We start from the raw sequence: 22,413 nt of genomic DNA, 5'->3' as shown, positions 1-22,413 counted from the left end.
TTAATAAATGCATTATTTTCAGATGGTTAGTTATGTCAGCGGTTAATGCTCACCATCTTTTCTAGCGTGCACAGGGAGTGCCATGTGGGAAAAAATGCAATTAACCATGGCGCATGGCTGATATGTCTCGCTGGCGGCAGTGTTTCCGCCAGCGAAATAACATTCAACATGACGCGCGGGGCCACCGCTATCAGTCAGCGGGTCTATGACCTGCACATGACCATCTTCTATATCTGCTGTCTGATCGGGCTGCTCGTGTTCGGGGCCATGCTCTGGTCCATTATCCATCATCGGAAATCCCGTGGCGCCAAGGCCGCCCAATTCCATGAGAGCACCCGCATCGAATTGCTATGGACCGCCATTCCCGTGCTGATATTGGTGGCGATGGCCGCCCCGGCCACCTCGACCCTGTTGAAGATGGAAGATACCTCCAAGGCCGACTTGACCGTGCTCATCACAGGATCTCAATGGAAATGGCATTACAAATATCTCGAGCACCCGGTGGAGTTTTATTCCCTGCTGGCCACCAGCAAGAAACAGATCTCGGGTGAACAGCCCAAGAGCGACACCTATTTGCTGGAGGTCGACCACCCCTTGGTATTGCCCGTCGGCAAGAAAATCAGATTCCTGATGACCTCGGATGATGTCATTCATTCCTGGTGGGTGCCCGCCTTCGCGGTGAAGAAGGATGCCAACCCGGGCTACATCAATGAGTCCTGGACCAGGATAGACAGACCCGGCACCTATCGGGGGCAGTGTGCCGAGCTATGCGGCAAGGATCATGGCTTCATGCCCATAGTGGTTGTGGCAAAACCGGCCGAAGAGTTTGATGGCTGGATTGCCAAGACTGCAGATGATCAGGCCGCCGCCAAGGCCCAGCAGCAAGACCTGGCCAGCCAAACCATGACCCTGCCACAGGCCATGGAGCTGGGGGAGAAGGTATTCCTGGGTCACTGCGCCGCCTGCCATCAGCCCGCGGGGACCGGCTTGCCCGGCATCTTCCCCGCGCTGAAGGGCAGCAAGATCACCACCCTGGCCGAGAACCGGGCCCAGCACCTGAACCTGGTCCTGCATGGCAAGAGCGGGACTGCGATGCAGCCCTTCGGCAAGCAGCTCACCGCCCAGGAGCTTGCCGCCGTGGTGACCTATGAACGCAATGCCTGGGGCAACAATACCGGTGACCTCATTCAGGCTGCCGATGTGCAGTCCCTTCTGAAAAATGACAAGTGAGGAGCCGGCATGAGTGATGGAATCACGGATACCCTGCACGCAGATCACTCCCACCGGCCGGCATCGGGGCTGAGGCGCTGGCTCTATACCACGAACCACAAAGATATCGGCACCCTCTACCTGCTCTTCGCCCTGGCCATGTTCTTCACCGGCGGCACCATGGCCATGGTGATCCGGGCCGAGCTGTTCCAGCCTGGGCTGCAACTGGTCGAGCCGCTGTTCTTCAATCAGATGACCACTGTACACGGCCTCATCATGGTCTTTGGTGCCGTGATGCCGGCCTTCACCGGCCTGGCCAACTGGTTGATCCCCATGATGATCGGGGCGCCGGACATGGCGCTGCCCCGGATGAACAACTGGAGTTTCTGGATCCTGCCGTTTGCCTTCCTGATCCTGCTGTCGAGCCTGTTCATGGAGGGCGGCGGCCCCAGTTCGGGCTGGACCTTCTATGCCCCCTTGTCGACCAAATACAGCGGCAACAGCACGGCGCTGTTCGTCTTCGCCATCCATATCATGGGGATCTCATCCATCATGGGGGCCATCAACGTCATCGTCACCATCTTCAATCTGCGGGCGCCGGGCATGGGCTGGATGAAGATGCCGCTGTTTGTCTGGACCTGGCTGATCACGGCCTTCCTGCTCATTGCGGTCATGCCGGTACTGGCGGCGGCGGTGACCATGGTGCTGACGGACAAGTATTTTGGTACCAGCTTCTTCGATGCGGCCGGAGGAGGGGATCCGGTGATGTTCCAGCACATATTCTGGTTCTTTGGCCATCCGGAGGTGTACATCATGATACTGCCGGCCTTTGGCATAGTATCCAGCATCATTCCCACCTTCTCCCGTAAGAAACTGTTTGGCTATCGCTCCATGGTCTATGCCACCAGCAGCATAGCGTTGCTGTCCTTCATGGTCTGGGCTCACCACATGTTTACGACTGGGCTGCCGGTGGTCGCCGAACTGTTCTTCATGTACGCCACCATGCTGATCGCGGTGCCGACCGGGGTGAAGGTATTTAACTGGGTTGCCACCATGTGGCGGGGTTCCCTGACGTTCGAGACCCCCATGCTGTTTGCCATCGCCTTCATTACCCTGTTCACCATAGGGGGCTTCTCGGGGTTGATGCTGGCCATGATCCCGGCCGATTTCCAATATCACGACACCTATTTTGTCGTGGCCCATTTCCATTATGTGCTGGTCACCGGCGCCGTCTTTTCTATCCTGGCCGCGGCTTATTACTGGCTGCCGAAGTGGACGGGGCACATGTATGACGAGCGGCTGGGGCAGTGGCATTTCTGGTGCTCGCTGATCTCGGTCAACATGCTGTTCTTCCCCATGCACTTCGTCGGGCTGGCGGGCATGCCCCGCCGGATCCCCGACTATGCGCTGCAATTTGCTGATTTCAATATGTTTATCAGTATTGGTGGCTTTGCCTTCGGGCTGTCGCAACTGCTCTTCGTTTGGGGCGTGATCAGATGCATCAGGGGGGGAAAGCCAGCCACAGCCCAGGTGTGGGAGGGGGCGGAAGGGCTGGAGTGGACCTTGCCCTCTCCTCCGCCTTACCACAGTTTCAAGACCCCACCAGAAGTGCAGTAGGGAGGCCATATGACACAAGTGAATCACGGCCCCCTGCTCAGGAAACTGGCTTTGGTGATCGTCGTTATGTTCGGTTTTGCCTTTGCCTTGGTGCCACTCTATGACGTTTTTTGCCGGATCACCGGCCTCAATGGCAAGACAGCCACCCAGCCAGCCTCGGCCGAGCGTGCGGTGATCGACTCCAAACGCACTGTCCAGGTCGAGTTTCTGGCCCATGCAGACACCCAGATGCCCTGGCAATTCAGCGAGGAGACGAAGCGGCTATCGGTGCGACCGGGCGAGATGATGCAGGTCAACTATCGGGTGTTCAATCCGACCGACCGCACCATGATCGGTCAGACGGTGCCCTCGGTCTCCCCCGGCCCTGCCGCGGCCTATCTGAAGAAGGTGGAATGTTTCTGTTTTAACCGTCAGGAGTTGCAGGCGGGGGAGAGCAAGTCGATGCCGCTCAAGTTCTATATAGATCCGGCCCTGCCCGAAGATATCAACACCATCACGCTCTCCTATTCGCTCTATGACATCACTCAGTCCAAGCCGGCCCCGGCGCTCGCACAGAGGAAATAATCATGGCCAAGGTGAACCAGCATTATTATGTTCCTGAGCAGAGTCGCTGGCCGATCATGGGTGCCATGGCGCTGTTCCTCCTGGCCTTCGGGGCGGGCCATCTGGTCAATGAAATCGCGAGCAAGCAAGCCGGCGTGGGCCCCTATCTGATGACGGCGGGGGTTGCCCTGCTGGTATACATGCTGTTTGGCTGGTTTCGCCACATCATCCACGAGTCCATGACAGGGTTGTACAGCGCCCAGATGGATCGCTCCTTCCGACAGGGCATGGTCTGGTTCATCTTCTCCGAGGTGATGTTCTTCCTGGCATTTTTCGGGGTGCTGTTTTATGCCCGCCAGCTCGCCATGCCCTGGCTGGATGGGGCAGGCAACAAGGCGATGACGGCCCAGCTGCTGTGGCCGGATTTCTCGGCGCACTGGCCCATGCTCAAGACCCCGGGAGGCACCACGACCCAGGCCATGCCCTGGCATGGGATCCCCCTCGTCAACACCCTGATCCTGCTCAGCTCCTCCGTCACCCTGCTGTTCGCACATATGGGATTGGAGAATGGCAAACGCAGTCGACTCAAGTGGATGTTGCTCGGCACCGTATTGCTCGGGCTGAGCTTCCTGTGGCTGCAAGGTTATGAATACATTCATGCATACCGGGAGCTGGGCCTGAAGTTTGACTCCGGCATCTACGGCAATACCTTCTTCATACTGACCGGGTTCCACGGCCTGCATGTCACCCTGGGGACTGTGTTCCTGCTGATCATCTGGCTGCGGATAGTGCTGAAGGATCACTTCACCGCCGAGCGTCACTTCGCCTTCCAGGCCGCCGCCTGGTACTGGCACTTCGTTGACGTGGTCTGGCTCTGCCTCTTCGTATTTGTCTACCTGCTATGAGGCTTAATAGGGGCGAGGATTGGGCTCCAGCCAGCCCATCGCCAGCGAGAGCAGCAGGATGACGACCACCAGCAGGGAGAACAGCACGCGGCGACCCAGTGGGGCCGACATTTTCTGCCCGGCCTGGCCGGTGCTCAGCATCAGCCAGAGGGCGTGAAACAGCTGCCCTATGATGAGCAGCAACATGAGCACCAGCACTATCTTGATCAACATGTTAGGGCCCTCCACAAGATGCGCGACATGGCGACATGGCATAAGCAGCGACCGTTCCATCACAGGCGCTGGTTTGTTCTGATATTCACTCTGGTTGTGTCGGCCTGTTTGTGCAAGCTGGCCCTCTGGCAATGGCAGCGGGCGGCCGAGAAGGAGGCCTGGCTAGGGCACGTGGCCACAATGCAGTTAGCCGTTCCCCTGACGCTGGCGGAACTCGACTGGCGTCATCCTGATCGCCTCGATGGGATGCCACTGCGGGGGCGGGTGGCGTGGCTCGCGCCCTATGTGTGGCTGCTGGATAACCAGCTGGTTGAGCAGCAAGTCGGCTATGACGTGATCATCCCGGTGCGTGCCGATGCCCACTCTCCCCTGCTATTGGTCAATCTGGGCTGGCTGCCGGCCCCTGCCGAGCGGCAACGGCTGCCACAGCCGGCGATTCCCCCCACCCTCGAACTCGATGGCCTGCTGCGTATCCGGCCCGGTGGCATCTTGCTGGGTCAGAATATCGAGGCTGGCCCTTATCCGAACCGGCTGCAGTCCATCAGGGTGGATGCCCTGAGCCAGATCCTGGGCTCGCAGCTCGTCGATGCCGTGTTCTATCAGAAGAGTTCCCCGTTCCTCTATCACTACCAACAGAATGTCATGCCGCCGGAGAAGCACAGGGCGTATGCGCTGCAGTGGCTCGGACTGGCGCTGGTGATGCTGGTGGGCGGGCTGGTGCTGACAAGGAGGTTGTCCCCATGAACAGATGGTCAAGATGGAAGGTGCCTGCCCTCTTTGCGCTGGTGATCCTGCTGCCGGTGTTGTTGGCGGCGCTGATCCTGCGCCAGGGCTGGTATGAGCCCGGTACCCGCAGCAAGGGGCAGTGGCTGAGCCGGGACATCTATCTGTTGCAACCGCTTCCCTCGAGTCAGGTCAAATGGCGACTGGTGTATCTGGAGGCCGGGCGCTGTGAGGCCGAATGCCGGCAGGTGCCGGTCTTGATGCAGCGGATCCGGAGTGCCCTTGGCCGCAACCTGGACAAGCTGGCGCTGGTGCAACTGGCCGCCGAGCCCAGACTCGAGACCCGAGCCGAGATGCAAGCGGGGAATTTGATGCTGGTCGACCCACAGGGGTTGGCCATACTGCGCTATGAGGTGCCGGCCAGCACGACCGAGTGGCCGCTGTTTGGCAAGGGCGTGCTGTCGGATCTGCAGCAGTTGCTCAAGTATCAGCGAGGTGTGCAATGAGAGTGCAGAAGATGCTGGTGTCGGCCGCCATCCTCCTGGCGATGCTGGTCATACTGCTCGGCGCCTATACCCGGCTCACCGATGCCGGACTAGCCTGCCCGGACTGGCCCGGTTGCTACGGCTCCCTGGCCATCCCGCGGTCGGCCCATGCCGAGCAGGCCGCCATGCTCTACCCGGACAGTCCGCTGGAGCCCCACAAGGCGCGCAGCGAGATGGTGCACCGCTATTTTGCCGGGGCTCTGGGCTGCCTCATCGTTGCCCTGTTCGTGCTGAGCTGGCGCAGCCGGCCGCGCCTGCGCCATATCGCCGGCGGCTTGCTCATGCTGGTGATCGGACAGGCGGCGCTGGGCATGTGGACGGTGACGCTGTCGCTGCACCCTCTGGTGGTGATGAGCCACCTGCTGGGGGGATTCGCGCTGCTGACCCTGCTGTGGCTCTACCGGATGGAGTTGACGAGCGAGAGCCGCCCCGTCCTCTGCGGACAGTGCCTGCCCTGGCTGGGCAGTCTGGCCTGCGGCGTGCTGCTGGTGCAGATAGCACTGGGGGGCTGGACCTCGGCCAACTATGCCGCCATGGCCTGTGTTGATCTGCCGGTCTGCCAGGTGGGCTGGCAGCAGCAGCTGGATTGGCAGGCCGCCTTCCACCTGCCGCTGGGTCATGCCAGCTACGAGTTTGGTGTGCTGGGCAAGGAGGCACGCCAGACCATTCACATCGCCCATCGCCTTGGCGCGCTGGGCACGGCTCTGCTGGTGGGTAGCTTCGCGCTGGGGCTGATACGCCAGGGTGCTCCTCTGCGTTCCCTGGGGGGGATCTTGCTGGCCCTGCTGCTGGTGCAGCTGGCGTTGGGGGTCGCTAACATCCACCTGGCCCTGCCGCTGGCCAACGCCCTCGCCCATAACCTGGTGGCGGCCCATCTGCTGGTGTGCTGCGTGTTGGCGCGCCGGGCTCTTTCCAGGATCCCCTTCTCACCGCTGCGCTCGCCCGAGGCGATCAGGAGTCAGACATGAACGACAAGTCATTGAGCCAGAGGGGCGATCCCCGACTGCTGCGGGACTATTACCAGCTGACCAAGCCCAGGGTGGTGGCCTTGCTGCTGCTGACGGCCTGGGTCGGCATGCTGCTGGCCGAGCCGACGGTCGCCTCGCTGGATCGCATGATGCTGGGCCTGGTGGGAATCGGGTTATTGGCGGCGGCGGCGGCGGCCATGAACCATACCCTGGATCGCGGCATCGACGCCCAGATGCGCAGGACGCGCTGGCGCCCGGTCGCCAGAGGGCGGATCGGGTCGCGGCAGGCGATGACCTTTGCACTCTGGCTGGCCCTGCTGGGCTTTGTCCTGCTCTATTGGGGAGTGAACCCGCTGACCGCCTGGCTGACCCTGGCCAGCCTGTTTGGTTACGCGGTGGTTTACACCCTGTTGCTGAAGCGGGCCACGCCGCAGAACATCGTCATCGGCGGGCTGGCGGGGGCCATGCCGCCTCTGCTGGGCTGGACCAGCATCACAGGGCAGCTCTCGGCCGAGCCCTGGCTGCTGGTGATGATCGTCTTCGCCTGGACGCCGCCCCACTTCTGGTCGCTGGCGATCCACAGGCGCGATGAGTATGCCGGTGCCAACATTCCCATGCTGCCGGTCACCCACGGCATCGAGTTCACCAAGACGGCGATCCTGTTCTACCTGTTGATCCTGAGCCTGATCTGCCTGCTGCCCTACCTGATCGGCATGTCGGGCCTGCTCTACCTGATCGGCAGCCTGGCGCTGAACCTGTTGTTCTGCTGGCATGGTTGGTTGCTGAAGTACTCGGAGCGGCCCGGTCAGGCGATGCGTACCTTCCGCTTCTCCATCTACCACCTGATGCTGCTGTTCGGCCTGCTGATCCTGGATCATCACTGGCTATGGCGACTGTCATAAGGAGTGGAGGTTGTGTCTGGGGGATGTCGTGCCGAGGTGAGGATAGGAATGCGGATCCATGCAGCAAGGCTGGCCCCGGGGCCAGCCTTGTCGTTTGTCAGAGCTTGACCATGATGTGGCGCGGCACGGTGTAATCCTCCAGCGCGTAGAGGGAGAGATCCTTGCCGTAGCCGGACATCTTCATGCCGCCGTGGGGCATCTCTGAGCAGAGCATGAAGTGGGTGTTGATCCAGGTGCAGCCGTATTGCAGGTGGCTGGCCACCTTGCTGGCGAGGCCGAGATCCCGGGTCCAGACCGAGGAGGCGAGGCCATAGTCCGAGTCGTTGGCCCACTGTACCACCTGCTCGGCGTCGTTGAAGCGGGTCACCGAGACCACGGGGCCGAACACCTCGCGCCGCACTATCTCATCCTCCTGGCGGGCGCCGACGATCAGGGTCGGCTCGAAGAAGAAGCCGTTGCCGGGGCGGATCTTGCCGCCGGCCGTGACCTCCACATGGCCGCTGCTCACCGCCCGCTCCACGAAGCTGGCGACTCTGTTGCGCTGTCTGTCCGAGATGAGCGGCCCCATCTCCACCCCTTCCTCGCGCTGGCTGCCCACCTTGATGGAGGCCACGGCCTCGGTCATGGCGGCGACGAACTTGTCGTAGATCTTGCCCTGGGCATAGATGCGGCAGGCGGCGGTGCAATCTTGTCCTGCGTTGTAGAAGCCGAAGGTACGGATGCCCGCCACCACGGCCTCCAGGTCCGCGTCGTCGAAGATGATGACAGGCGCCTTACCCCCCAGCTCCAGGTGGGTTCGCTTCATGGTGCGGGCGGCACTCTGCAGGATCTTCTGGCCGGTGGCGATATCGCCGGTGAGCGACACCATGCGCACCAGCGGGTGCTCCACCAGCGGTGCCCCCACGCTCTCGCCCCGGCCACAGATGACGTTGATGACGCCGCGGGGGAAGATCTCGCTGGCGAGCTCGGCCAGGCGCAGGGCGGTGAGCGGAGTCTGCTCCGAGGGCTTGAGCACCACGGTATTGCCGGCGGCGAGCACCGGCGCCATCTTCCAGGCGGCCATCATCAGCGGGTAGTTCCAGGGCGCTATGCTGCCCACCACGCCGATGGGATCCCGGCGGATCATGCTGGTGTGCCCCTCGATGTATTCCCCGGCCAGCGGCCCTTGCAGGCAGCGGGCCGCCCCGGCGAAGAAGCGGAAGCAGTCCACCACCGCCGGCAGCTCGTCGTTGAGCACCGCCAGATAGGGCTTGCCGCAGTTGAGGGATTCGAGCGCTGCGAACTCCTCGGCGTGGCGCTCTATGGCATCGGCGAGGCGCAGCAGCAGGTTGCTGCGCTGGGCCGGGGTGGTGCGGCTCCACTGGGCGAAGGCGCGCTGGGCACCGTTCACCGCCCGGCTGACCTGCTCGAACGAGGCTTCGGGCACCGAGGCGAGCAGCTCACCGGTGGCCGGGTTGAGGATGGGCTCGGCCTGGCCGTCACCGGTGACAAACTGGCCGTCGATCAAGAGTTGGGTAGAGAGCTTCATGTTGCATCCTTGCGCAGGCGTTGAGTCATCATTTGCCACTGCCGGCGACGTCCTGGCCGTCGCGGGTGAGGTAGTAGGCAAGCAGAATGGGGATAGTGGTGAAGGCCACTATGATGAGGGCCACCACGTTGGTGACGGGCCGATCGCGGGGGCGGATCAGCTCCTGATACATCCAGATGGGCAGCGTGGTCTGCTGGCCCGCGGTGAAAGTGGTGACTATCACCTCGTCAAAGCTCAGCGCGAACGCCAGCATGCCCCCCGCCAGCAGGGCGGTGGCGAGATTGGGCAGGATCACATAACGCAGGGTCTGGAAGCCGTCGGCACCGAGATCCATCGAGGCCTCGATCAGCGACTGGTTGGTGCGGCGAAAGCGCGCAAGGGCGTTGTTGTAGACCACCACCACGCAGAAGGTGGCGTGGCCGATGACGATGGTCCAGAAGCTGAACGGGATCTCCAGCAGGCCGTAGGCGGAGCGCAGCGCTATGCCGGTGACTATGCCGGGCAGGGCGATGGGCAGCACCAGCAGCAGCGACACCGCCTCCTGGCCGAAGAAACGGCTGCGGGCTATGGCCCCCGCCGCCAGGGTGCCGAGCACCATGGCCGCCAGGGTCGCGAGCCCCGCCACCTCCAGCGACAGCTGGATGGCGCGCCACACATCGGGTCTGTTTAGCGTCACCTCGAACCATTTCAGGGTCAGCCCGGGTGGCGGAAACTGGTAGCTCTTGCTCTCGCTGGTGAAGGCGTAGAGGAAGATGAACAGGATGGGGATATGCAGGAACAGCAGCCCGCCGATGGCGGCGTACTTGAGCAGGCCGGAGGGGCGCTGACCTTGATCCTGATTCATAGAGGGATTAGAGCGCATCGAAGGCTCCCAAGCGCTTGGCGATGGTGAGGTAGATGGCGATGATCAGGATAGGCACCAGCGAGAAGGCGGCGGCGAACGGCAGATTGCCCGCCGTGCCCTGCTGCATGTAGACCACCTGCCCTATATACATGGTTGAGTTGCCTATGATGCCGGGGATGATGTAGTCCCCGAGCGTCAGGGAGAAGGTGAAGATGGAACCCGCCACCACCCCCGGCAGCGCCAGCGGCAGGATCAGGGTGCGGAAGGTCTGGGCCGGGGTGGCACCGAGATCGCTGCTCGCCTCGATCAGGGAGCGCGGGATCCGCTCCACCGCTGCCTGGATCGGCAGGATCATGAAGGGCAGCCAGACGTAGACGAACACGATGAAGGTGCCGAGCCGCGAGAACGACAGGGAGGGGCCGCCGATCATGGGCAGGGAGAGGATGCCATCCAGCAGCCAGTCCAGCCCCAGGCTGTCCGCCAGCCAGCTGATGACCCCCTCCTTGGCCAGGATCAGCTTCCAGGCATAGACCCGCACCAGGTAGCTGGACCAGAGCGGCAGCATGATGCCGAGATAGAACAGGGCCCGGGTCTTGCCGCTGGTGTAGCGCGCCATGTAGTAGGCGATGGGAAAGCCGAGCAGGGCGCAGGCCAGGGTTACGGCAAGCGACATGCCGGCGGTGCGGGCGATGACGTCCAGGTTTTCTGCCCGCAGCAGGGCGACGAAGTTTTGCAGCCCCAGCTCGTGGCGCACCTGGCCGCTGAACTCGTCCAGCCCGAAGAAGGCGTTGGAGAGCAGCATCAGCAGGGAGCCCACATAGATGATGCCGAGCCAGAGCAGGGGTGGGCCGAGCAGTATCCCCAGCAGCAGGCCGGGGCGGCCGTACAGCAGGGTGGAGAGGCGCCGCAGCGGGCGGGGTCTGGTGTGGGTGGTGGCGTGGCTCATGGTCAGGCTCGCACTGTGGGGGAGGCTCATGATTGAGCCCCCGTTTCGGCGGTGCTCAGGCGATGGATCGCCTGCTCCGGCCAGCTGAGGCTGACTTGGGCGCCACGGGCCAGGCGGGCCTGACCCTCGTTGGGGTGATTGACGATGATCTCGAGCCGTTCCCCCAGGTCGACTCTATAGCGCACGAAGGCACCCAGGTATTCCACCTCACGGATCTCGCCGGACCAGCCGGGGCTACCGGCCTCGCTCAGCCGGATCCGCTCCGGGCGCACCATCATCTGCTGACTGTCACCGCACAGCCGCCTAGCCTGCTCCCCCTCGAACAGGTTGACGGTGCCGACGAAGCGGGCGACGAAGGGGGTGGCAGGGGCGTCATAGACCTGGTCCGGGGCGGCGATCTGCTCGATCCTGCCCTGGCTGAAGATGCAGATGCGGTCGCTCATGGAGAGTGCCTCCTGCTGATCGTGGGTGACGAAGATGAAGGTGATGCCGAGCTGGCGCTGCAGCGCCTTGAGCTCGAGCTGCATCTGCTCGCGCAGCTTGAGATCCAGCGCCCCCAGCGGCTCGTCCAGCAGCAGGATGCGCGGCTGATTGATGAGGGCGCGGGCGATGGCGATACGCTGGCGCTGACCGCCTGAGAGCTGGCCCGGCCTGCGGTTGCCGACGCCGGGAAGGCGTACCAGCTCCAGCATCTCGTCCACCTTGCGATGGCGCTCCGCCCTGGCCACGCCCCTGATCATCAGGCCGTAGCCGATGTTGTCGCGCACGTCCATGTTGGGGAAGAGGGCGTAATCCTGGAACACGGTGTTGAGGTTGCGATCGTAGGGCGGCACCCGGGAGCAGGGCTCGCCGAACAGGCGGATCTCCCCCGCGCTCGGGTATTCGAAGCCGGCGATCATCCGCAGGCAGGTGGTCTTGCCGGAACCGCTCGGGCCCAGCAGGGTAAAGAATTCACCGGAGGGGATCTGGAAGGAGATGTCGTCGACCGCCTTCACCTCGCCGTAGTGGCGGCTGACCCGGTCAAATTGTACGGCTGTCATGGTACGTCCTTGTCATCGAACAGGGCCGGGTCTCCACCCGGCCCACAACGGCGTTGTCTCGGCGGGACTCAGCGACCACCGAGGATGGCGATATAGTCAGACACCCAGCGGTAGTAGGGGACGCAGGTACCCTGGCTCTTGCACTGGGATACCGGGGTACGCCAGAAGTGCACCCGATCGAAGTTGTCGATGCCGTTGGTCTTGCAGCCCCCGGCCCCCAGCAGGGCGTTGCCCTCGCAGGCGGCGGGTACCACGGGCACAGAGCCGAACCAGGAGGCGAGATCCCCCTGCAGCTTGTTGTTGAGGGAGTGTTCCAGCCACTGGTAGGCACAGGTCAGGTTCTTGGCCTCGCTGTGCACCATGCTGGTGTCGGCCCAGCCGGTGACCCCTTCCTTGGGTACAGTGGTGGCGATGGGCTGCTTGTCGGCGATCAGGGTGTTGGCCTGGAACGGCCAGGAGTCCGAGGCGACCACCCCCTCGTTCTTGAAGTCATCGATCTGGACGAAGGCGTCGTGCCAGTAGCGACCCACCAGCTGGCGCTGTTTGCGCAGCAGCTCGAGGGAGGCCTTGTACTGATCCTCGTTCAGCTCGTAGGGGTCTTTGATGCCCAGCGCCAGCTGGTGGGTCATCAGATAGAGGGCGGCATCGGCGATGTGGATGGGGCCGTCGAACGCCTGCACCCGACCCTTGTTGGACTTGCCGTCTGGCAGGGTTTGCTCCTCGAACACCAGGCTCCAGGAGTCGGGCGCCTTGGGGAACACCTTGGTGTTGTACATCAATATGTTGCCACCCCACTGGTAGGGCACGCCGTAGTGCTTGCCTTCCACCGTGTGCCAGGGGGCGCTCTGCAGGCGAGGATCTATCTTGCCATAGCTCGGGATGAGCGCCAGGTTGAGCGCTTGCACCTTGCCGCCGGCGATGAGGCGCAGGCTGGCGTCGCCGGAGGCGGTCACCAGATCGAAGCCCCCCTCGTTCATCAGGGCCACCATCTCGTCCGAGGTGGCGGCCGTCTTGACGCTGACCTTGCAGCCGGTCTCCTTCTCGAAGCCGGTGACCCAGTCGTAGTTCTTGTCGGTCTCGCCGCGCTCGACGTAGCCGGCCCAGGCCACGATGTTGAGCTGGCCTTCACCCTTGCCGAGTTCGGTCGGGGCGGCCTGGGTCTGGCCTGCCAGCAGCGCCGGGATCAGGGCCAGGGTCAGGGGGGTCAGTTTCATCTTGCTCTCCTTGCATCAACTTGAACCATGGCGACGCCACGATGGCATTAACATCCTGTTAACCAGTCATGAGCGTAGGAGAAGCGAGCAGTAATGAGAATTTCAATTTTTAACCGCTCAGGTATCTGCTAAATCGATATCGAGTGCAGATGAATCTGAATTATCGTGATGTTCGGGGGATGATCCTAGCGGGAGGCCGTCTGGCGGGCCCGCAGCCGGCTCTGATCCCGCACTATGTCGATGAATTCACGGGCGGTCCAACTCAGGTGTGAGCCGCGCCGCCATACCAGGCCGATGTCGATGGCGGGGATGGGTTCCTTGATGGCGCGGGCCTCGACCCGCTCCTGTTCCAGCGACCAGGGGCGGTAGGCGAAGTCCGGCAGCAGGGCGGCGCCGAGCTGGCTGGCCACCAGGCTGCGCACCGCCTCCACCGAGGCGGTGCGCAGCACTATGCGGGGCTGGATGCCGTAGCGGCGCAGGCCAGAGCCGATGATCTGATCCAGCTGATCGGCGGTGAGGGAGATCATGGGCTCCTCGCTCAGCGCCTTGAGGGAGAGGGTCGATTCGGCGCAGAGGGGGTGATTGGCGGCGAGCCAGAGCCGCAGCGGCGAGCGGGTCAGCAGCTCGGTATCGAACGCCTCCTGACGGATGGTGCGGTTGGTCATCAGGATCCCCACATCCACCTCGCCGTTGACGATCTGATGCTCGAGAAACGGCTGCTCGTCCTCCTTCACCTCGATGCGCACCGCCGGGAAGGCGCGTCGGAAGCGGCCGAGCGCCTCCGACAGGTAGTAACCGGCTACCAGCGTGGTTACCCCTATGGTGAGCTGGCCCTGATCCTGCTGTGCCACCGCCTTGAGGGACTGGCCCGCCTCCGTCATGGCGCCCAGGATGCGTCTGGCATGGAGCAGAAACTGGTGGCCCTGGGCGGTGAGGCTGACGCCGCGGGGGTTGCGCTCGAACAGGGCGGCGCCGAGCTCGGTCTCCAGCTCGCGGATGGCGCTGGTGACCGCCGACTGGGAGATGTGCAGCTCGGCGGCGGCGCGGCTCACCGAGAAGCTGTCGGCCACGGCCACGAAATAGCGGATCTGGCGAAAGGTAAAGTTCATCTGGGCATCCTGCCACGAGCGACGAGGTTGGCTGCCAGCTTAACCTCGAATCCCGTCCAAACAAAAGGCGCCCGCAGGCGCCTTTGTCATTGTTTTTGAATGCTTAGCGAGAACTGGCCGCCTCGATCACCGGGATCCGGTTCACCGCCTTGCCCAGGTAGGCGAGGGTGATGGTCACCAGGATGCAGGTGAAGCTGAGCCACATGTAGGGCAGGTAATCCAGTGTTGCGACCCCCAGCACCCCGGCCATGAAGATGCCGTTGTCGCTCCAGGGCACCATGCCGCAGGTGAGGGTGCCACCGAACTCGGCGTTGCGGGAGAGGTTCTTGCGCTCCAGCCCCAGCCGGTCGTAGTTCTTGGCCATGATCTTGGGGGTCAGGATCAGCGACACATACATGGCCGAGCCGAACACATTGGCCAGGAAGGCGGTGGCTATGGTGTGGCTGGTCAGGCTGCCGACGCTGTTGATGCGCTTCTCGAAGGCGCTGGCGATCACCGCCAGGATACCGACCTTCTCTAGCAGGCCGCCGAAGCCCAGCCCGAAGATGATGACCGCCACCGAGCCCAGCATGGACTCCATGCCACCGCGGCCCAGGATGTTGTCGATGAAGTCGACCCCCGAGGTGATGGCGAACGGGCTGTAGGCGGAGTGCATGGCCTTGACCGGATCCATGTCCTGGAAGGCGATGGCCCAGATCAGGCCGAGCAGGGCGCCGAAGCTGATCACCGGGAAGGCGGGCTTGCGGTTGGCCAGCAGACCCAGCACCAGTATCACGGGCACTATGGCCAGCGGGGTGATGTTGAACTGCTTGTCGAGCGCCTCCATCACCAGGTTGACCTGCTCCAGGCTGACGTTGCCCGAGTACTGCATGCCGACCACGGTGAACATGGCCGCCGTGATGACATAGGAGAATAGGCTGATGGGCAGCATGCCCTTGATGTGCTCCACCACGTCGACGTTGGACATGGTGGAGGCCAGCACCACGGAGTCGGAGAGTGGGGAGAGCTTGTCACCAAAATAGACGCCGGAGAGTACGGCGCCAGCCACCAGTGGCGCAGGCACGCCCAGGCTGTGGCCTATGCCCATCATGGCGATGCCGGCGGTGGCCGCCGAGCCCCAGGAGGTGCCGGTGGCAAGGGAGGTGAGGGAGCAGATGATCAGGGTCGCCAGCAGGAAGATGGACGGGTGTATCACCTTGAGCCCGAAGTAGATGATGCTGGGGACTATGCCGCCCGCGATCCAGGTGCCGACCAGGGCACCGACGGAGACCAGTATCAGGATGGCGCCCATGCCCTTGGCGACACCGTCGACGGCGGCCTGCTCCAGGGATTTGTAATCATGGCCGAGCCGGATGCCGAGTCCCATGATGACGAACCAGGCGATGAACAGTGCCAACTGGATTGGCAAGTCGAGCACGCTGGTGAAGGAGAAGGCCAGGGCCAGGAAAATGGCCAGGCAGGCAAACACCTGTGGCATGTTAGGCAGTCGAATGTGGTTATGTTGGTTTTGCATAGATACTTCCTAAACTCTTGCTCGCCAAGGTCGCTCCCTCTCGTCCTGTGGATACTTGTATCCCGAGGGGGCAACCCAAAAAGAGGCCGCAATCTACCACAAACTCAGGGTCTAAAATCCCAACACATTTAGCAAAAATGCAGTTTTTATTGAAAAACTTACAAATTAGTTGATCTCATGACCCGTTTTTGAGTGCCCTGTTTGCCCCGATGAGACATCCGACGCCGATAGAAAAGTCCGATAGCACTATGCTAAAATGCAAATGATAATCGTTATCGAATGATGCGAAAGGGATGTTCACCATGATCTGGATAGTGAGGTGCCTGCTGTTGGCGGGCTTGCTGGCTGTGCTGGGCTGGGGTCAGGACAAGGCGTACGGGGTATGGAGTCTGGGCTTTGTGCTGGCGGCCTGGGTCATGCTGGAACCCAAACTGAGGCCGGTGCTGATCCTGCTGCCCGTCGCCGGCATGACCGGGGTCGTGGCCTTGCTCTGGCAGCAGTCCTGGTTCTAGTCAGCGAGAGGGGACTGCCTGGATTTTTTCGTGCGCCAGTCGAAGCGAGGCGATGACCTTCTGCTCCATCTCGGTGCGCTGGGCCTCGGTCATGAAGTAGATCATATCGACGTTGTGGCGGATGTAGTGAGAGGGGAGCTGGTTCAGGGTCAGGCAGCAGAGATCGGCCAGCTGGTGGGGGCTCAGCGTCTGACTCAATCCCTGTCTCTCTATCTCCTTGAGCACCAGCTGCTCATAGAAGTTGTGAATGTCGGTATCCAGGATCATCGGGCGTCCTTGTTGATGGTGTTGGACTAGCAAGAGCATAGCCACGGCGAGGCCAAAAACAAAAGGCCCATCACTTGCGTGATGGGCCTTTTGCATAATAGATGGTGCGAAGAGAGGGACTCGAACCCTCACATCCGTGGGACACTAACACCTGAAGCTAGCGCGTCTACCAATTCCGCCACCTTCGCACACTGTTTTTTTCTCCAGCTTATTTTTAAATGCGGTTGGAACGCATCGCTCTGTTTTTACATGTCAGAATCATGGTGCGAAGAGAGGGACTCGAACCCTCACACCCGGGGGGCACTAACACCTGAAGCTAGCGCGTCTACCAATTCCGCCACCTTCGCACATCTTGGGTTATCAGTCTGGATTTACATGCTGTCCGATAAAAGCATGGTGCGAAGAGAGGGACTCGAACCCTCACATCCGTGGGACACTAACACCTGAAGCTAGCGCGTCTACCAATTCCGCCACCTTCGCACATTGGGTCATCAATCTTATTTTACATGCCACCGATGAAGCATGTTGCAGTATGGTGCGAAGAGAGGGACTCGAACCCTCACATCCGTGGGACACTAACACCTGAAGCTAGCGCGTCTACCAATTCCGCCACCTTCGCATCACTGCGGTGGGGGATTTTATAGAGTTTTGGGGGGGCGTCAACAGCCAAAGGTGACTTTTTTCGCTGTTGACGGGTAAAGCCGTGTTAAGGGCACAAAACTTCAGCAAATCAGCGCCGAACAGAGGCCAGCGCATCCCGGTACATCTGTTCGTACTGGGTCACCGAGTCCGCCCAGTTGAAGCGGGTGTGCATGGCATTGCGCTGCACCTGGGCGAAACGCACGGGATCTTGCAGGTAATGGAGCAGGCTGCGGCGCATGGCATCGAGCAGGGTGCTGGCGGTGGGATCGTTGAAGCAGAAACCGGTGGCCAGTGCAGGGTCGGCCGCCCAGTCCACCACTGTGTCTTTCAAGCCGCCGACCGCCCGCACCAGCGGCAGGGTGCCATAGGCGAGGCTGTACATCTGGTTGAGACCACAGGGCTCGAACAGGGAGGGCATCAGGAAGAAGTCGGCACCGGCCTCCACCAGGTGGGCCAGCCGATCGTCATAGGCGTTGATGAAGGCGAACTTGTCCGGGTGTTGCGCGGCTATGGCTTGCAGCTGGGCGGCGAGGGAGGGATCGCCGGAACCCACGATCACCATCTGCACCTGGTGTTGCAGTAACTTGTCCAGGGTCGGGATCAGCAGGTGCACCCCTTTCTGCTCGGTCAGGCGGCACACCATGCCATAAATGGGCAACTCGGCGACGGGCAGGCCGGTCTCCTGCTGCAGGGTCTGCTTGCAGACGGCTTTGCCGGCGAGGTTGTCGCCATCATAGGTGGCGGGCAGCAGCTCATCGAACGCCGGATCCCAATCCTGATAGTCGCAGCCGTTGAGAATGCCGCGCAGGTCGACCGCCCGCTGCTGGAACACGCTGGCCATGCCGTGGGCACCCAGGTGGGTCAGCAGCTCGCTGGCGTAGTTGGGGCTGACCGCATTGATCTTGTCGGCATAGAGCACCCCGCACTTGAGCAGGTTGATGTGACCGTAGTCGTAGCTGATGCGCTGCTCGTAGTCGGTGATCTCGGGCACGGCCCAGAACTGCGGGCGATCGAACACCCCCTGAAAGGCCGCATTATGGATGCTGATCACCGAGCGGGTGTGCTGAAAGAAGGGGTTATGGGCGTGCCGGGTCTTGAGCAACAGCGGCAGCAGGCCGGTATGCCAGTCGTTGCAGTGCACTATGTCGGGGGCGAAGTCGAGCTGCTCGCAGGCGTGCAGGGCCGCCGCCGCCAGGAAGGCGAAACGCTCGCCGTTGTCGGGATAGGCCTGGTTGTTCTCGGCATAGAGCTGGGGCCGCTCGAAATATTGCGGGCAGTCGAGCAGGTAGACACAGATCCCGTCCAGCTCCAGCTGATAGATGCGGTAGCTGATATCCGCCCGATCCGACGGGGTCGGCAGCCAGCGCGAGGCGATCAGCTTGGCCTCGTCCCGGCGCTTGAGTGTCTTGTAGAAGGGCAGGATGATGCGGACGTCGTGGCCCTGCCGGGCCAGATACAGTGGCAGGGCTCTGGCCACATCCGCCAGGCCCCCGGTCTTCACCAGCCCCTCAACCTCCGAGGCAACAAACAGGATTTTCAGTGGGTTAATAGCCAACTCTTGCTCCCTTAGGTACCACGACGATACCGCCTTCGGATACGGTAAACCTCTCTCGATCATGGTCCAGATTCTCACCGATCACGGTGCCGGGTGCAATTTCAACGTTTTTATCGATGATGGCGCGCCGAATTGAGCAGCCCTCACCTATCTTCACATCCCCCAATAGCACGGATTCGCTGATGTGGCTGCAGGGCCCTATGTTGCAGCTGAACCCCAGGATGGAGCGCTGGATCTGGCTGCCCTGGATGAAACACCCGCCGGCGATCAGGGAGTTGGCGATCTTGACCTTGCACTCATCGGTGTCGATGAAGGTGGCGGGCGGCAGGGGCGGATAATGGGTGTGCAGCGGCCACTTGCGGTTGTAGAGCGAGAAGGGGGCGTCGTCGGCGACCAGGTCCATGTGCGCCTGCCAGTAAGAGTCAAGCGTGCCCACGTCACGCCAGTAGACATTGGGCTTCTCGCCCGGAATCACGTTGGTGCTGTAGTCGTAGACATAGACAGGGGTGCGCGGGTAGAGGCTGGGGATGATGTCCTTGCCGAAGTCGTGGCTGGAGTTCTCCTCGGCGGCATCCCGCTTCAGCTCGCGGTAGAGGGTCTCGGTCTCGAAGATGTAGTTGCCCATGGAGACCAGGGCCTGGCTCGGATCCCCGGGGATGTGCTTAGGATGCTTGGGCTTCTCTTCGAAGCCGATCATCCTCCCCTCCTGATCCACCTCGATCACCCCGAAGGCGCTTGCCTCCGCGATGGGCATCCGCAGCGCCGCCACCGTCATGGCGGCGGCCTTCTGCTTGTGGAAGGTGACCATCTGGCTGACATCCATCTTGTAGATGTGATCGGAGCCAAAGATGCAGACATGCTCGGGATCCGAGGTCTCGATGAAGCGCAGGTTCTGATAGATGGCGTCTGCCGTGCCGTCATACCAGCGCTTGCCCATCCGCATCTGGGCCGGAATGGGGTCGATGAAGCGGTCGGTGATGCCGACGATGTTCCAGCCCTTCTTCATGTGCAGGTAGAGGGACTGGGACTTGAACTGGGTGAGCACATAGATGCGCAGGAAGTCGGCGTTGACGAAGTTGTTGAGGACGAAGTCGATCAAGCGATAACTGCCGCCAAAGGGCACAGAAGGCTTGCTGCGAGTGGTGGTCAACGGCTGGAGGCGAGTGCCTTCTCCCCCCGCCAGAATCATGGTCAATATGCCTGCCATCTTCTCTATCTCCCTGCTTGAAAAGGTTTTCAACTTGCTGCAAAAAAACACCCCTAAAGGGGTGGAAATCGTTTTCCTGATACCTTATCAGATCCCATCTGGCACTCTCTACTGGTTTTATTACAACAGTTAGACTTATTTACGCTTTGCTCAGATACACCCTGAATTTGGCATCGCTGCCGATCACCTCGGTCCGTTTGAAGTGTGTATCCAGTATAGGTTGGTATCGCAGGAAGGCATTGGCGACTACGGTCAGGGAGCCGTTGGCGGTCAGGAAGGCCGGTGCCTCGGCCAGGAAGGTTTCGGTGGCGGCATAGAAGGTCTTGAGCCCGGCATGGAAGGGGGGGTTCGAGACGATATGTTGGAATTTTTCGGCAATATTCGAATAGACATCGGAGGCATAGACCTGTCCCTGCAGGCCGTTGACGGCCAGGGTACGGCGGCTGGATTCCAGCGCAAGGGCACTGATGTCCACCATGCTGACGGTCAACTCGGGATTGCGCTTGGCCAGCACCGAGCCGATGACGCCGGCACCACAGCCGAAGTCGAGCAGCTTGCCCCGCAGGGGGGGCAGGCTGGCCAGCAGCATCTGGCTGCCGAGATCCAGCCCGTCGGCGCTGAACACCCCGGGCAGGGCCATGACGGTCAGATCCGTTGCCCCGGCCCGGCACTCATAGCGACTGAACCAGGCGTCCAGCTCGAACGGGGCGACCGGTTTGCCGAGCTCGGCATGATAGAGGGAGCAGCGGCGGGCGGAGTCCCGTTTGATGGGCCGGTCGCCATAGGGCGCCAGCAGCTTGTCGGCCCCGTTGATGCCGCCTCTGTTCTCGCCCGCCAGCAGCAGATCGGCACCCGCCTCCAGCAAGGGGGTCATCATGGCCAGCAGGTACTGCGCCTCGGCCTTGGCCTTGGGCATCAGCAGCAGCAGGGTATCGAAGCGGGGAGCGCCGCCGAGCTGGTGATCGAACAGGATGTTGTCACCCAGGGTGGCCTGCTGGCTGAGGTAGTAGCAATAATCCGTCGTGAAGACCGTCAGGCTAGCGGTCAGTTCGGCCAGCTGGCGAGGATAGTCATCCTCCAGGGCGCCGCAGATCAATAGCCGCTTGCCGACAAAGAGGGCTTGGTTACGTTCCAGCATCTGGCTGACGGCACTGATAGGACGGCTCATTGGGTCTCTCCACGCAATTTTGGGCGGCCATTATACATGGCCGCTTTCGCCTTGACATTTATGCCGTGTTCCCGAAATATGCCAAGACACCTTATTTACCCAGAGATGATGCAATGCGGCTGCGTGTATCGAAACGAAAGCATAAACAAAGCCTGACCCCCGGGCCTGCTGACGTGCGCGCGTAACCTCTCATCCCTGAGACGATTCCAGCCCCGGTAGCGACCCCAGTACCGGGGCTTTTTATTGGCCAATCCATACGTTTAGGAGAAGGAAATCCCATGTTTCAAGGTTCGATAGTTGCCCTGATCACCCCATTTCGTCAGGGCAAGCTGGATGAGGCCGCACTGGCTCGTCTGGTGGAGTGGCACATAGAGCAGGGGACGCACGGCATAGTGCCGGTCGGCACCACGGGGGAGAGCCCGACCCTGACCCACGATGAGCACTGCCGGGTGGTGGAGCTGGTGGTCAAGCAGGTGGCGGGTCGCGTGCCTGTCATCGCCGGTGCCGGCTCCAACAACCCGGTCGAGGCCATCGAATATACCCTGCATGCCGAGCGGGCCGGGGCGGATGCCACCCTGCACGTGGCCGGTTACTATAATCGCCCCAACCAGGAAGGGCTGTTCCACCACTTCAAGGCGGTCCATGACGCCACCAGCAAGCCGATCATCGTCTACAACATACCGCCGCGCGCCATCGTCGACGTGCAACCGGCGACCCTGGCCCGGCTGGCCGAGTTGCCGCGCATCGCCGGGGTGAAGGACGCCACCGGTGATCTGGCCCGCCCCTGGATTGAGCGTCAGCTGATCAAGGCGCCATTTGCCTGGCTCTCCGGCGAGGATGCCACCGCCGTGGCCTACAACATCGGCGGTGGCCAGGGTTGCATCTCGGTGACGGCCAACGTGGCCCCCAAGCTGGTGGCCGAGGTGCAGAACCTGACCCTGGCCGGTGACTGGCAGGCGGCGCGCGAGCTGCAGGACAAGTTGATCCCGCTGCATCAGGCCATGTTCCTCGAGCCCAGCCCGGCCGGCGCCAAATACGCCGTCTCTCTGCTGGGTCTGTGCAGCGAGGAGTGCCGTCTGCCGGTGATGCCGCTGTCGGACGCGACCCGTGCCCGCATCCGCGAGGCCATGCAGGCCTTGAACTTGTTGTAAAACTGGGCTCTGGATCGCGCTTTTGAGTGCCAGGTCAGTTAATGGCCTGGCTTTGCCGATATACTCGCTTGGATACAACCAAGGATGAGCAG

22 protein-coding genes and 4 tRNA genes are annotated in these 22,413 nt (G+C 61.9%); 10 read left to right on the top strand and 16 right to left on the bottom strand.

Going from position 1 to position 22,413, the window contains the following annotated elements; genetic code table 11:
* Positions 1–45: 45 nt before the first annotated feature.
* From coxB to KW825_RS12715, 4 genes are read left to right on the top strand one after another with little or no spacing between them, the layout of a single operon-like run.
* The gene (gene coxB, locus KW825_RS12730) at positions 46–1,230 is read left to right on the top strand and encodes a cytochrome c oxidase subunit II (protein ID WP_256353848.1); all 1,185 of its coding nucleotides are present in this window, start codon (positions 46–48) and stop codon (positions 1,228–1,230) included.
* A gap of 9 nt (positions 1,231–1,239) precedes the next feature.
* On the top strand, positions 1,240–2,826 hold the full coding sequence (gene ctaD, locus KW825_RS12725) for a cytochrome c oxidase subunit I (RefSeq protein WP_033129467.1): 1,587 nt from the start codon (positions 1,240–1,242) through the stop codon (positions 2,824–2,826).
* 9 nt (positions 2,827–2,835) lie between these two features.
* On the top strand, positions 2,836–3,390 hold the full coding sequence (locus KW825_RS12720; protein ID WP_218329425.1) for a cytochrome c oxidase assembly protein: 555 nt from the start codon (positions 2,836–2,838) through the stop codon (positions 3,388–3,390).
* A gap of 2 nt (positions 3,391–3,392) precedes the next feature.
* Positions 3,393–4,274 (top strand): cytochrome c oxidase subunit 3, encoded by an 882-nt coding sequence (locus tag KW825_RS12715; protein WP_218291547.1) that lies wholly within the window; start codon positions 3,393–3,395, stop codon positions 4,272–4,274.
* Positions 4,275–4,277: 3 nt separating this feature from the next.
* On the opposite strand, the gene KW825_RS12710 is transcribed toward KW825_RS12715, so the two are convergent.
* Positions 4,278–4,487 (bottom strand): DUF2909 family protein, encoded by a 210-nt coding sequence (locus tag KW825_RS12710; protein WP_218291548.1) that lies wholly within the window; start codon positions 4,485–4,487, stop codon positions 4,278–4,280.
* Positions 4,488–4,514: 27 nt separating this feature from the next.
* Here KW825_RS12710 and KW825_RS12705 point away from each other — a divergent pair, with 27 nt between their 5' ends.
* Genes KW825_RS12705 through cyoE form a run of 4 tightly spaced genes read left to right on the top strand, consistent with a single transcriptional unit; the run spans position 4,515 to position 7,625 of the window.
* The gene (locus KW825_RS12705) at positions 4,515–5,231 is read left to right on the top strand and encodes an SURF1 family protein (protein ID WP_256353847.1); all 717 of its coding nucleotides are present in this window, start codon (positions 4,515–4,517) and stop codon (positions 5,229–5,231) included.
* Positions 5,228–5,716 (top strand): hypothetical protein, encoded by a 489-nt coding sequence (locus tag KW825_RS12700; protein WP_218291549.1) that lies wholly within the window; start codon positions 5,228–5,230, stop codon positions 5,714–5,716. The genes KW825_RS12705 and KW825_RS12700 overlap by 4 nt, the downstream gene beginning before the upstream one ends.
* A complete protein-coding gene (locus KW825_RS12695; protein WP_218329424.1) occupies positions 5,713–6,723 on the top strand; it encodes a heme A synthase in 1,011 nt (336 codons plus the stop codon). The genes KW825_RS12700 and KW825_RS12695 overlap by 4 nt, the downstream gene beginning before the upstream one ends.
* Positions 6,720–7,625 carry a heme o synthase gene (cyoE, locus tag KW825_RS12690; protein ID WP_218329423.1) on the top strand — a complete coding sequence of 302 codons (906 nt, stop codon included), beginning with the start codon at positions 6,720–6,722 and terminating at the stop codon, positions 7,623–7,625. The genes KW825_RS12695 and cyoE overlap by 4 nt, the downstream gene beginning before the upstream one ends.
* Before the next feature lie 97 nt (positions 7,626–7,722).
* Here cyoE and KW825_RS12685 read toward each other — a convergent pair whose 3' ends face one another.
* From KW825_RS12685 to nhaC, 7 genes are all read right to left on the bottom strand, one after another.
* Positions 7,723–9,153, bottom strand: a complete 1,431-nt coding sequence (locus KW825_RS12685; protein ID WP_033129460.1) for a gamma-aminobutyraldehyde dehydrogenase — start codon at positions 9,151–9,153, stop codon at positions 7,723–7,725.
* Between the two features lie 28 nt (positions 9,154–9,181).
* The gene (locus tag KW825_RS12680) at positions 9,182–10,015 is read right to left on the bottom strand and encodes an ABC transporter permease (RefSeq protein ID WP_197720908.1); all 834 of its coding nucleotides are present in this window, start codon (positions 10,013–10,015) and stop codon (positions 9,182–9,184) included.
* Entirely contained in the window at positions 10,005–10,973 is a 969-nt protein-coding gene (locus tag KW825_RS12675; RefSeq protein WP_052445692.1) for an ABC transporter permease, read from the bottom strand. Before KW825_RS12675 ends, KW825_RS12680 begins: the two co-directional genes overlap by 11 nt.
* On the bottom strand, positions 10,970–11,983 hold the full coding sequence (locus KW825_RS12670) for an ABC transporter ATP-binding protein (RefSeq protein ID WP_218329422.1): 1,014 nt from the start codon (positions 11,981–11,983) through the stop codon (positions 10,970–10,972). Before KW825_RS12670 ends, KW825_RS12675 begins: the two co-directional genes overlap by 4 nt.
* 68 nt (positions 11,984–12,051) lie before the next feature.
* Entirely contained in the window at positions 12,052–13,197 is a 1,146-nt protein-coding gene (locus KW825_RS12665) for an ABC transporter substrate-binding protein (protein ID WP_218329421.1), read from the bottom strand.
* A gap of 185 nt (positions 13,198–13,382) precedes the next feature.
* On the bottom strand, positions 13,383–14,306 hold the full coding sequence (locus KW825_RS12660) for a LysR family transcriptional regulator (protein ID WP_033129455.1): 924 nt from the start codon (positions 14,304–14,306) through the stop codon (positions 13,383–13,385).
* A 103-nt stretch (positions 14,307–14,409) separates the two neighbouring features.
* Complete coding sequence (gene nhaC, locus KW825_RS12655; RefSeq protein ID WP_218329420.1) at positions 14,410–15,819, bottom strand: Na+/H+ antiporter NhaC; 1,410 nt, start codon at positions 15,817–15,819, stop codon at positions 14,410–14,412.
* A 302-nt stretch (positions 15,820–16,121) separates the two neighbouring features.
* On the opposite strand from nhaC, the gene KW825_RS12650 reads away from it, so the two are divergent.
* Positions 16,122–16,331 (top strand): hypothetical protein, encoded by a 210-nt coding sequence (locus KW825_RS12650; RefSeq protein WP_218329419.1) that lies wholly within the window; start codon positions 16,122–16,124, stop codon positions 16,329–16,331.
* Here KW825_RS12650 and KW825_RS12645 read toward each other — a convergent pair whose 3' ends face one another.
* The 8 genes from KW825_RS12645 to rsmC all read right to left on the bottom strand — a co-directional run bounded on the left by KW825_RS12645 (position 16,332) and on the right by rsmC (position 21,170).
* Complete coding sequence (locus tag KW825_RS12645; RefSeq protein WP_218329418.1) at positions 16,332–16,598, bottom strand: late competence development ComFB family protein; 267 nt, start codon at positions 16,596–16,598, stop codon at positions 16,332–16,334.
* Positions 16,599–16,700: 102 nt separating this feature from the next.
* A tRNA-Leu gene (locus KW825_RS12640) sits at positions 16,701–16,786 on the bottom strand.
* Positions 16,787–16,859: 73 nt separating this feature from the next.
* A tRNA-Leu gene (locus KW825_RS12635) sits at positions 16,860–16,945 on the bottom strand.
* A gap of 47 nt (positions 16,946–16,992) precedes the next feature.
* Positions 16,993–17,078 (bottom strand) — tRNA-Leu (locus KW825_RS12630).
* Positions 17,079–17,131: 53 nt separating this feature from the next.
* Positions 17,132–17,217, bottom strand: a tRNA-Leu gene (locus tag KW825_RS12625).
* 111 nt (positions 17,218–17,328) lie between these two features.
* Entirely contained in the window at positions 17,329–18,795 is a 1,467-nt protein-coding gene (glgA, locus tag KW825_RS12620; RefSeq protein ID WP_218329417.1) for a glycogen synthase GlgA, read from the bottom strand.
* On the bottom strand, positions 18,785–20,002 hold the full coding sequence (glgC, locus tag KW825_RS12615) for a glucose-1-phosphate adenylyltransferase (protein ID WP_042653160.1): 1,218 nt from the start codon (positions 20,000–20,002) through the stop codon (positions 18,785–18,787). Before glgC ends, glgA begins: the two co-directional genes overlap by 11 nt.
* Positions 20,003–20,141: 139 nt before the next feature.
* Complete coding sequence (gene rsmC, locus KW825_RS12610; RefSeq protein ID WP_218329416.1) at positions 20,142–21,170, bottom strand: 16S rRNA (guanine(1207)-N(2))-methyltransferase RsmC; 1,029 nt, start codon at positions 21,168–21,170, stop codon at positions 20,142–20,144.
* A 278-nt stretch (positions 21,171–21,448) separates the two neighbouring features.
* Between rsmC and dapA the strand changes: the two genes are divergently transcribed.
* Positions 21,449–22,321, top strand: a complete 873-nt coding sequence (gene dapA / locus KW825_RS12605; RefSeq protein WP_218329415.1) for a 4-hydroxy-tetrahydrodipicolinate synthase — start codon at positions 21,449–21,451, stop codon at positions 22,319–22,321.
* Positions 22,322–22,413: the final 92 nt, after the last annotated feature.

Origin of the sequence: Aeromonas sp. sif2433, from assembly GCF_019218705.1 — a bacterium.
GTDB classification, from domain to species: domain Bacteria; phylum Pseudomonadota; class Gammaproteobacteria; order Enterobacterales; family Aeromonadaceae; genus Aeromonas; species Aeromonas encheleia.
This window is presented reverse-complemented; position numbering and strand designations above follow the sequence as displayed.

What these genes read in the sequence shown, in the direction of transcription:
- nhaC (WP_218329420.1), bottom strand. Translation starts at nt 15,819, where the DNA reads ATGCAAAACCAACATAACCACATTCGACTGCCTAACATGCCACAGGTG.
- KW825_RS12650 (WP_218329419.1), top strand. Translation starts at nt 16,122, where the DNA reads ATGATCTGGATAGTGAGGTGCCTGCTGTTGGCGGGCTTGCTGGCTGTG.
- KW825_RS12695 (WP_218329424.1), top strand. Translation starts at nt 5,713, where the DNA reads ATGAGAGTGCAGAAGATGCTGGTGTCGGCCGCCATCCTCCTGGCGATG.
- dapA (WP_218329415.1), top strand. Translation starts at nt 21,449, where the DNA reads ATGTTTCAAGGTTCGATAGTTGCCCTGATCACCCCATTTCGTCAGGGC.
- KW825_RS12680 (WP_197720908.1), bottom strand. Translation starts at nt 10,015, where the DNA reads ATGCGCTCTAATCCCTCTATGAATCAGGATCAAGGTCAGCGCCCCTCC.
- KW825_RS12685 (WP_033129460.1), bottom strand. Translation starts at nt 9,153, where the DNA reads ATGAAGCTCTCTACCCAACTCTTGATCGACGGCCAGTTTGTCACCGGT.
- KW825_RS12720 (WP_218329425.1), top strand. Translation starts at nt 2,836, where the DNA reads ATGACACAAGTGAATCACGGCCCCCTGCTCAGGAAACTGGCTTTGGTG.
- KW825_RS12645 (WP_218329418.1), bottom strand. Translation starts at nt 16,598, where the DNA reads ATGATCCTGGATACCGACATTCACAACTTCTATGAGCAGCTGGTGCTC.
- cyoE (WP_218329423.1), top strand. Translation starts at nt 6,720, where the DNA reads ATGAACGACAAGTCATTGAGCCAGAGGGGCGATCCCCGACTGCTGCGG.
- coxB (WP_256353848.1), top strand. Translation starts at nt 46, where the DNA reads ATGCTCACCATCTTTTCTAGCGTGCACAGGGAGTGCCATGTGGGAAAA.
- KW825_RS12705 (WP_256353847.1), top strand. Translation starts at nt 4,515, where the DNA reads ATGGCGACATGGCATAAGCAGCGACCGTTCCATCACAGGCGCTGGTTT.
- ctaD (WP_033129467.1), top strand. Translation starts at nt 1,240, where the DNA reads ATGAGTGATGGAATCACGGATACCCTGCACGCAGATCACTCCCACCGG.
- glgC (WP_042653160.1), bottom strand. Translation starts at nt 20,002, where the DNA reads ATGGCAGGCATATTGACCATGATTCTGGCGGGGGGAGAAGGCACTCGC.
- KW825_RS12715 (WP_218291547.1), top strand. Translation starts at nt 3,393, where the DNA reads ATGGCCAAGGTGAACCAGCATTATTATGTTCCTGAGCAGAGTCGCTGG.
- KW825_RS12660 (WP_033129455.1), bottom strand. Translation starts at nt 14,306, where the DNA reads ATGAACTTTACCTTTCGCCAGATCCGCTATTTCGTGGCCGTGGCCGAC.
- KW825_RS12665 (WP_218329421.1), bottom strand. Translation starts at nt 13,197, where the DNA reads ATGAAACTGACCCCCCTGACCCTGGCCCTGATCCCGGCGCTGCTGGCA.
- KW825_RS12675 (WP_052445692.1), bottom strand. Translation starts at nt 10,973, where the DNA reads ATGAGCCTCCCCCACAGTGCGAGCCTGACCATGAGCCACGCCACCACC.
- KW825_RS12700 (WP_218291549.1), top strand. Translation starts at nt 5,228, where the DNA reads ATGAACAGATGGTCAAGATGGAAGGTGCCTGCCCTCTTTGCGCTGGTG.
- KW825_RS12710 (WP_218291548.1), bottom strand. Translation starts at nt 4,487, where the DNA reads ATGTTGATCAAGATAGTGCTGGTGCTCATGTTGCTGCTCATCATAGGG.
- KW825_RS12670 (WP_218329422.1), bottom strand. Translation starts at nt 11,983, where the DNA reads ATGACAGCCGTACAATTTGACCGGGTCAGCCGCCACTACGGCGAGGTG.
- rsmC (WP_218329416.1), bottom strand. Translation starts at nt 21,170, where the DNA reads ATGAGCCGTCCTATCAGTGCCGTCAGCCAGATGCTGGAACGTAACCAA.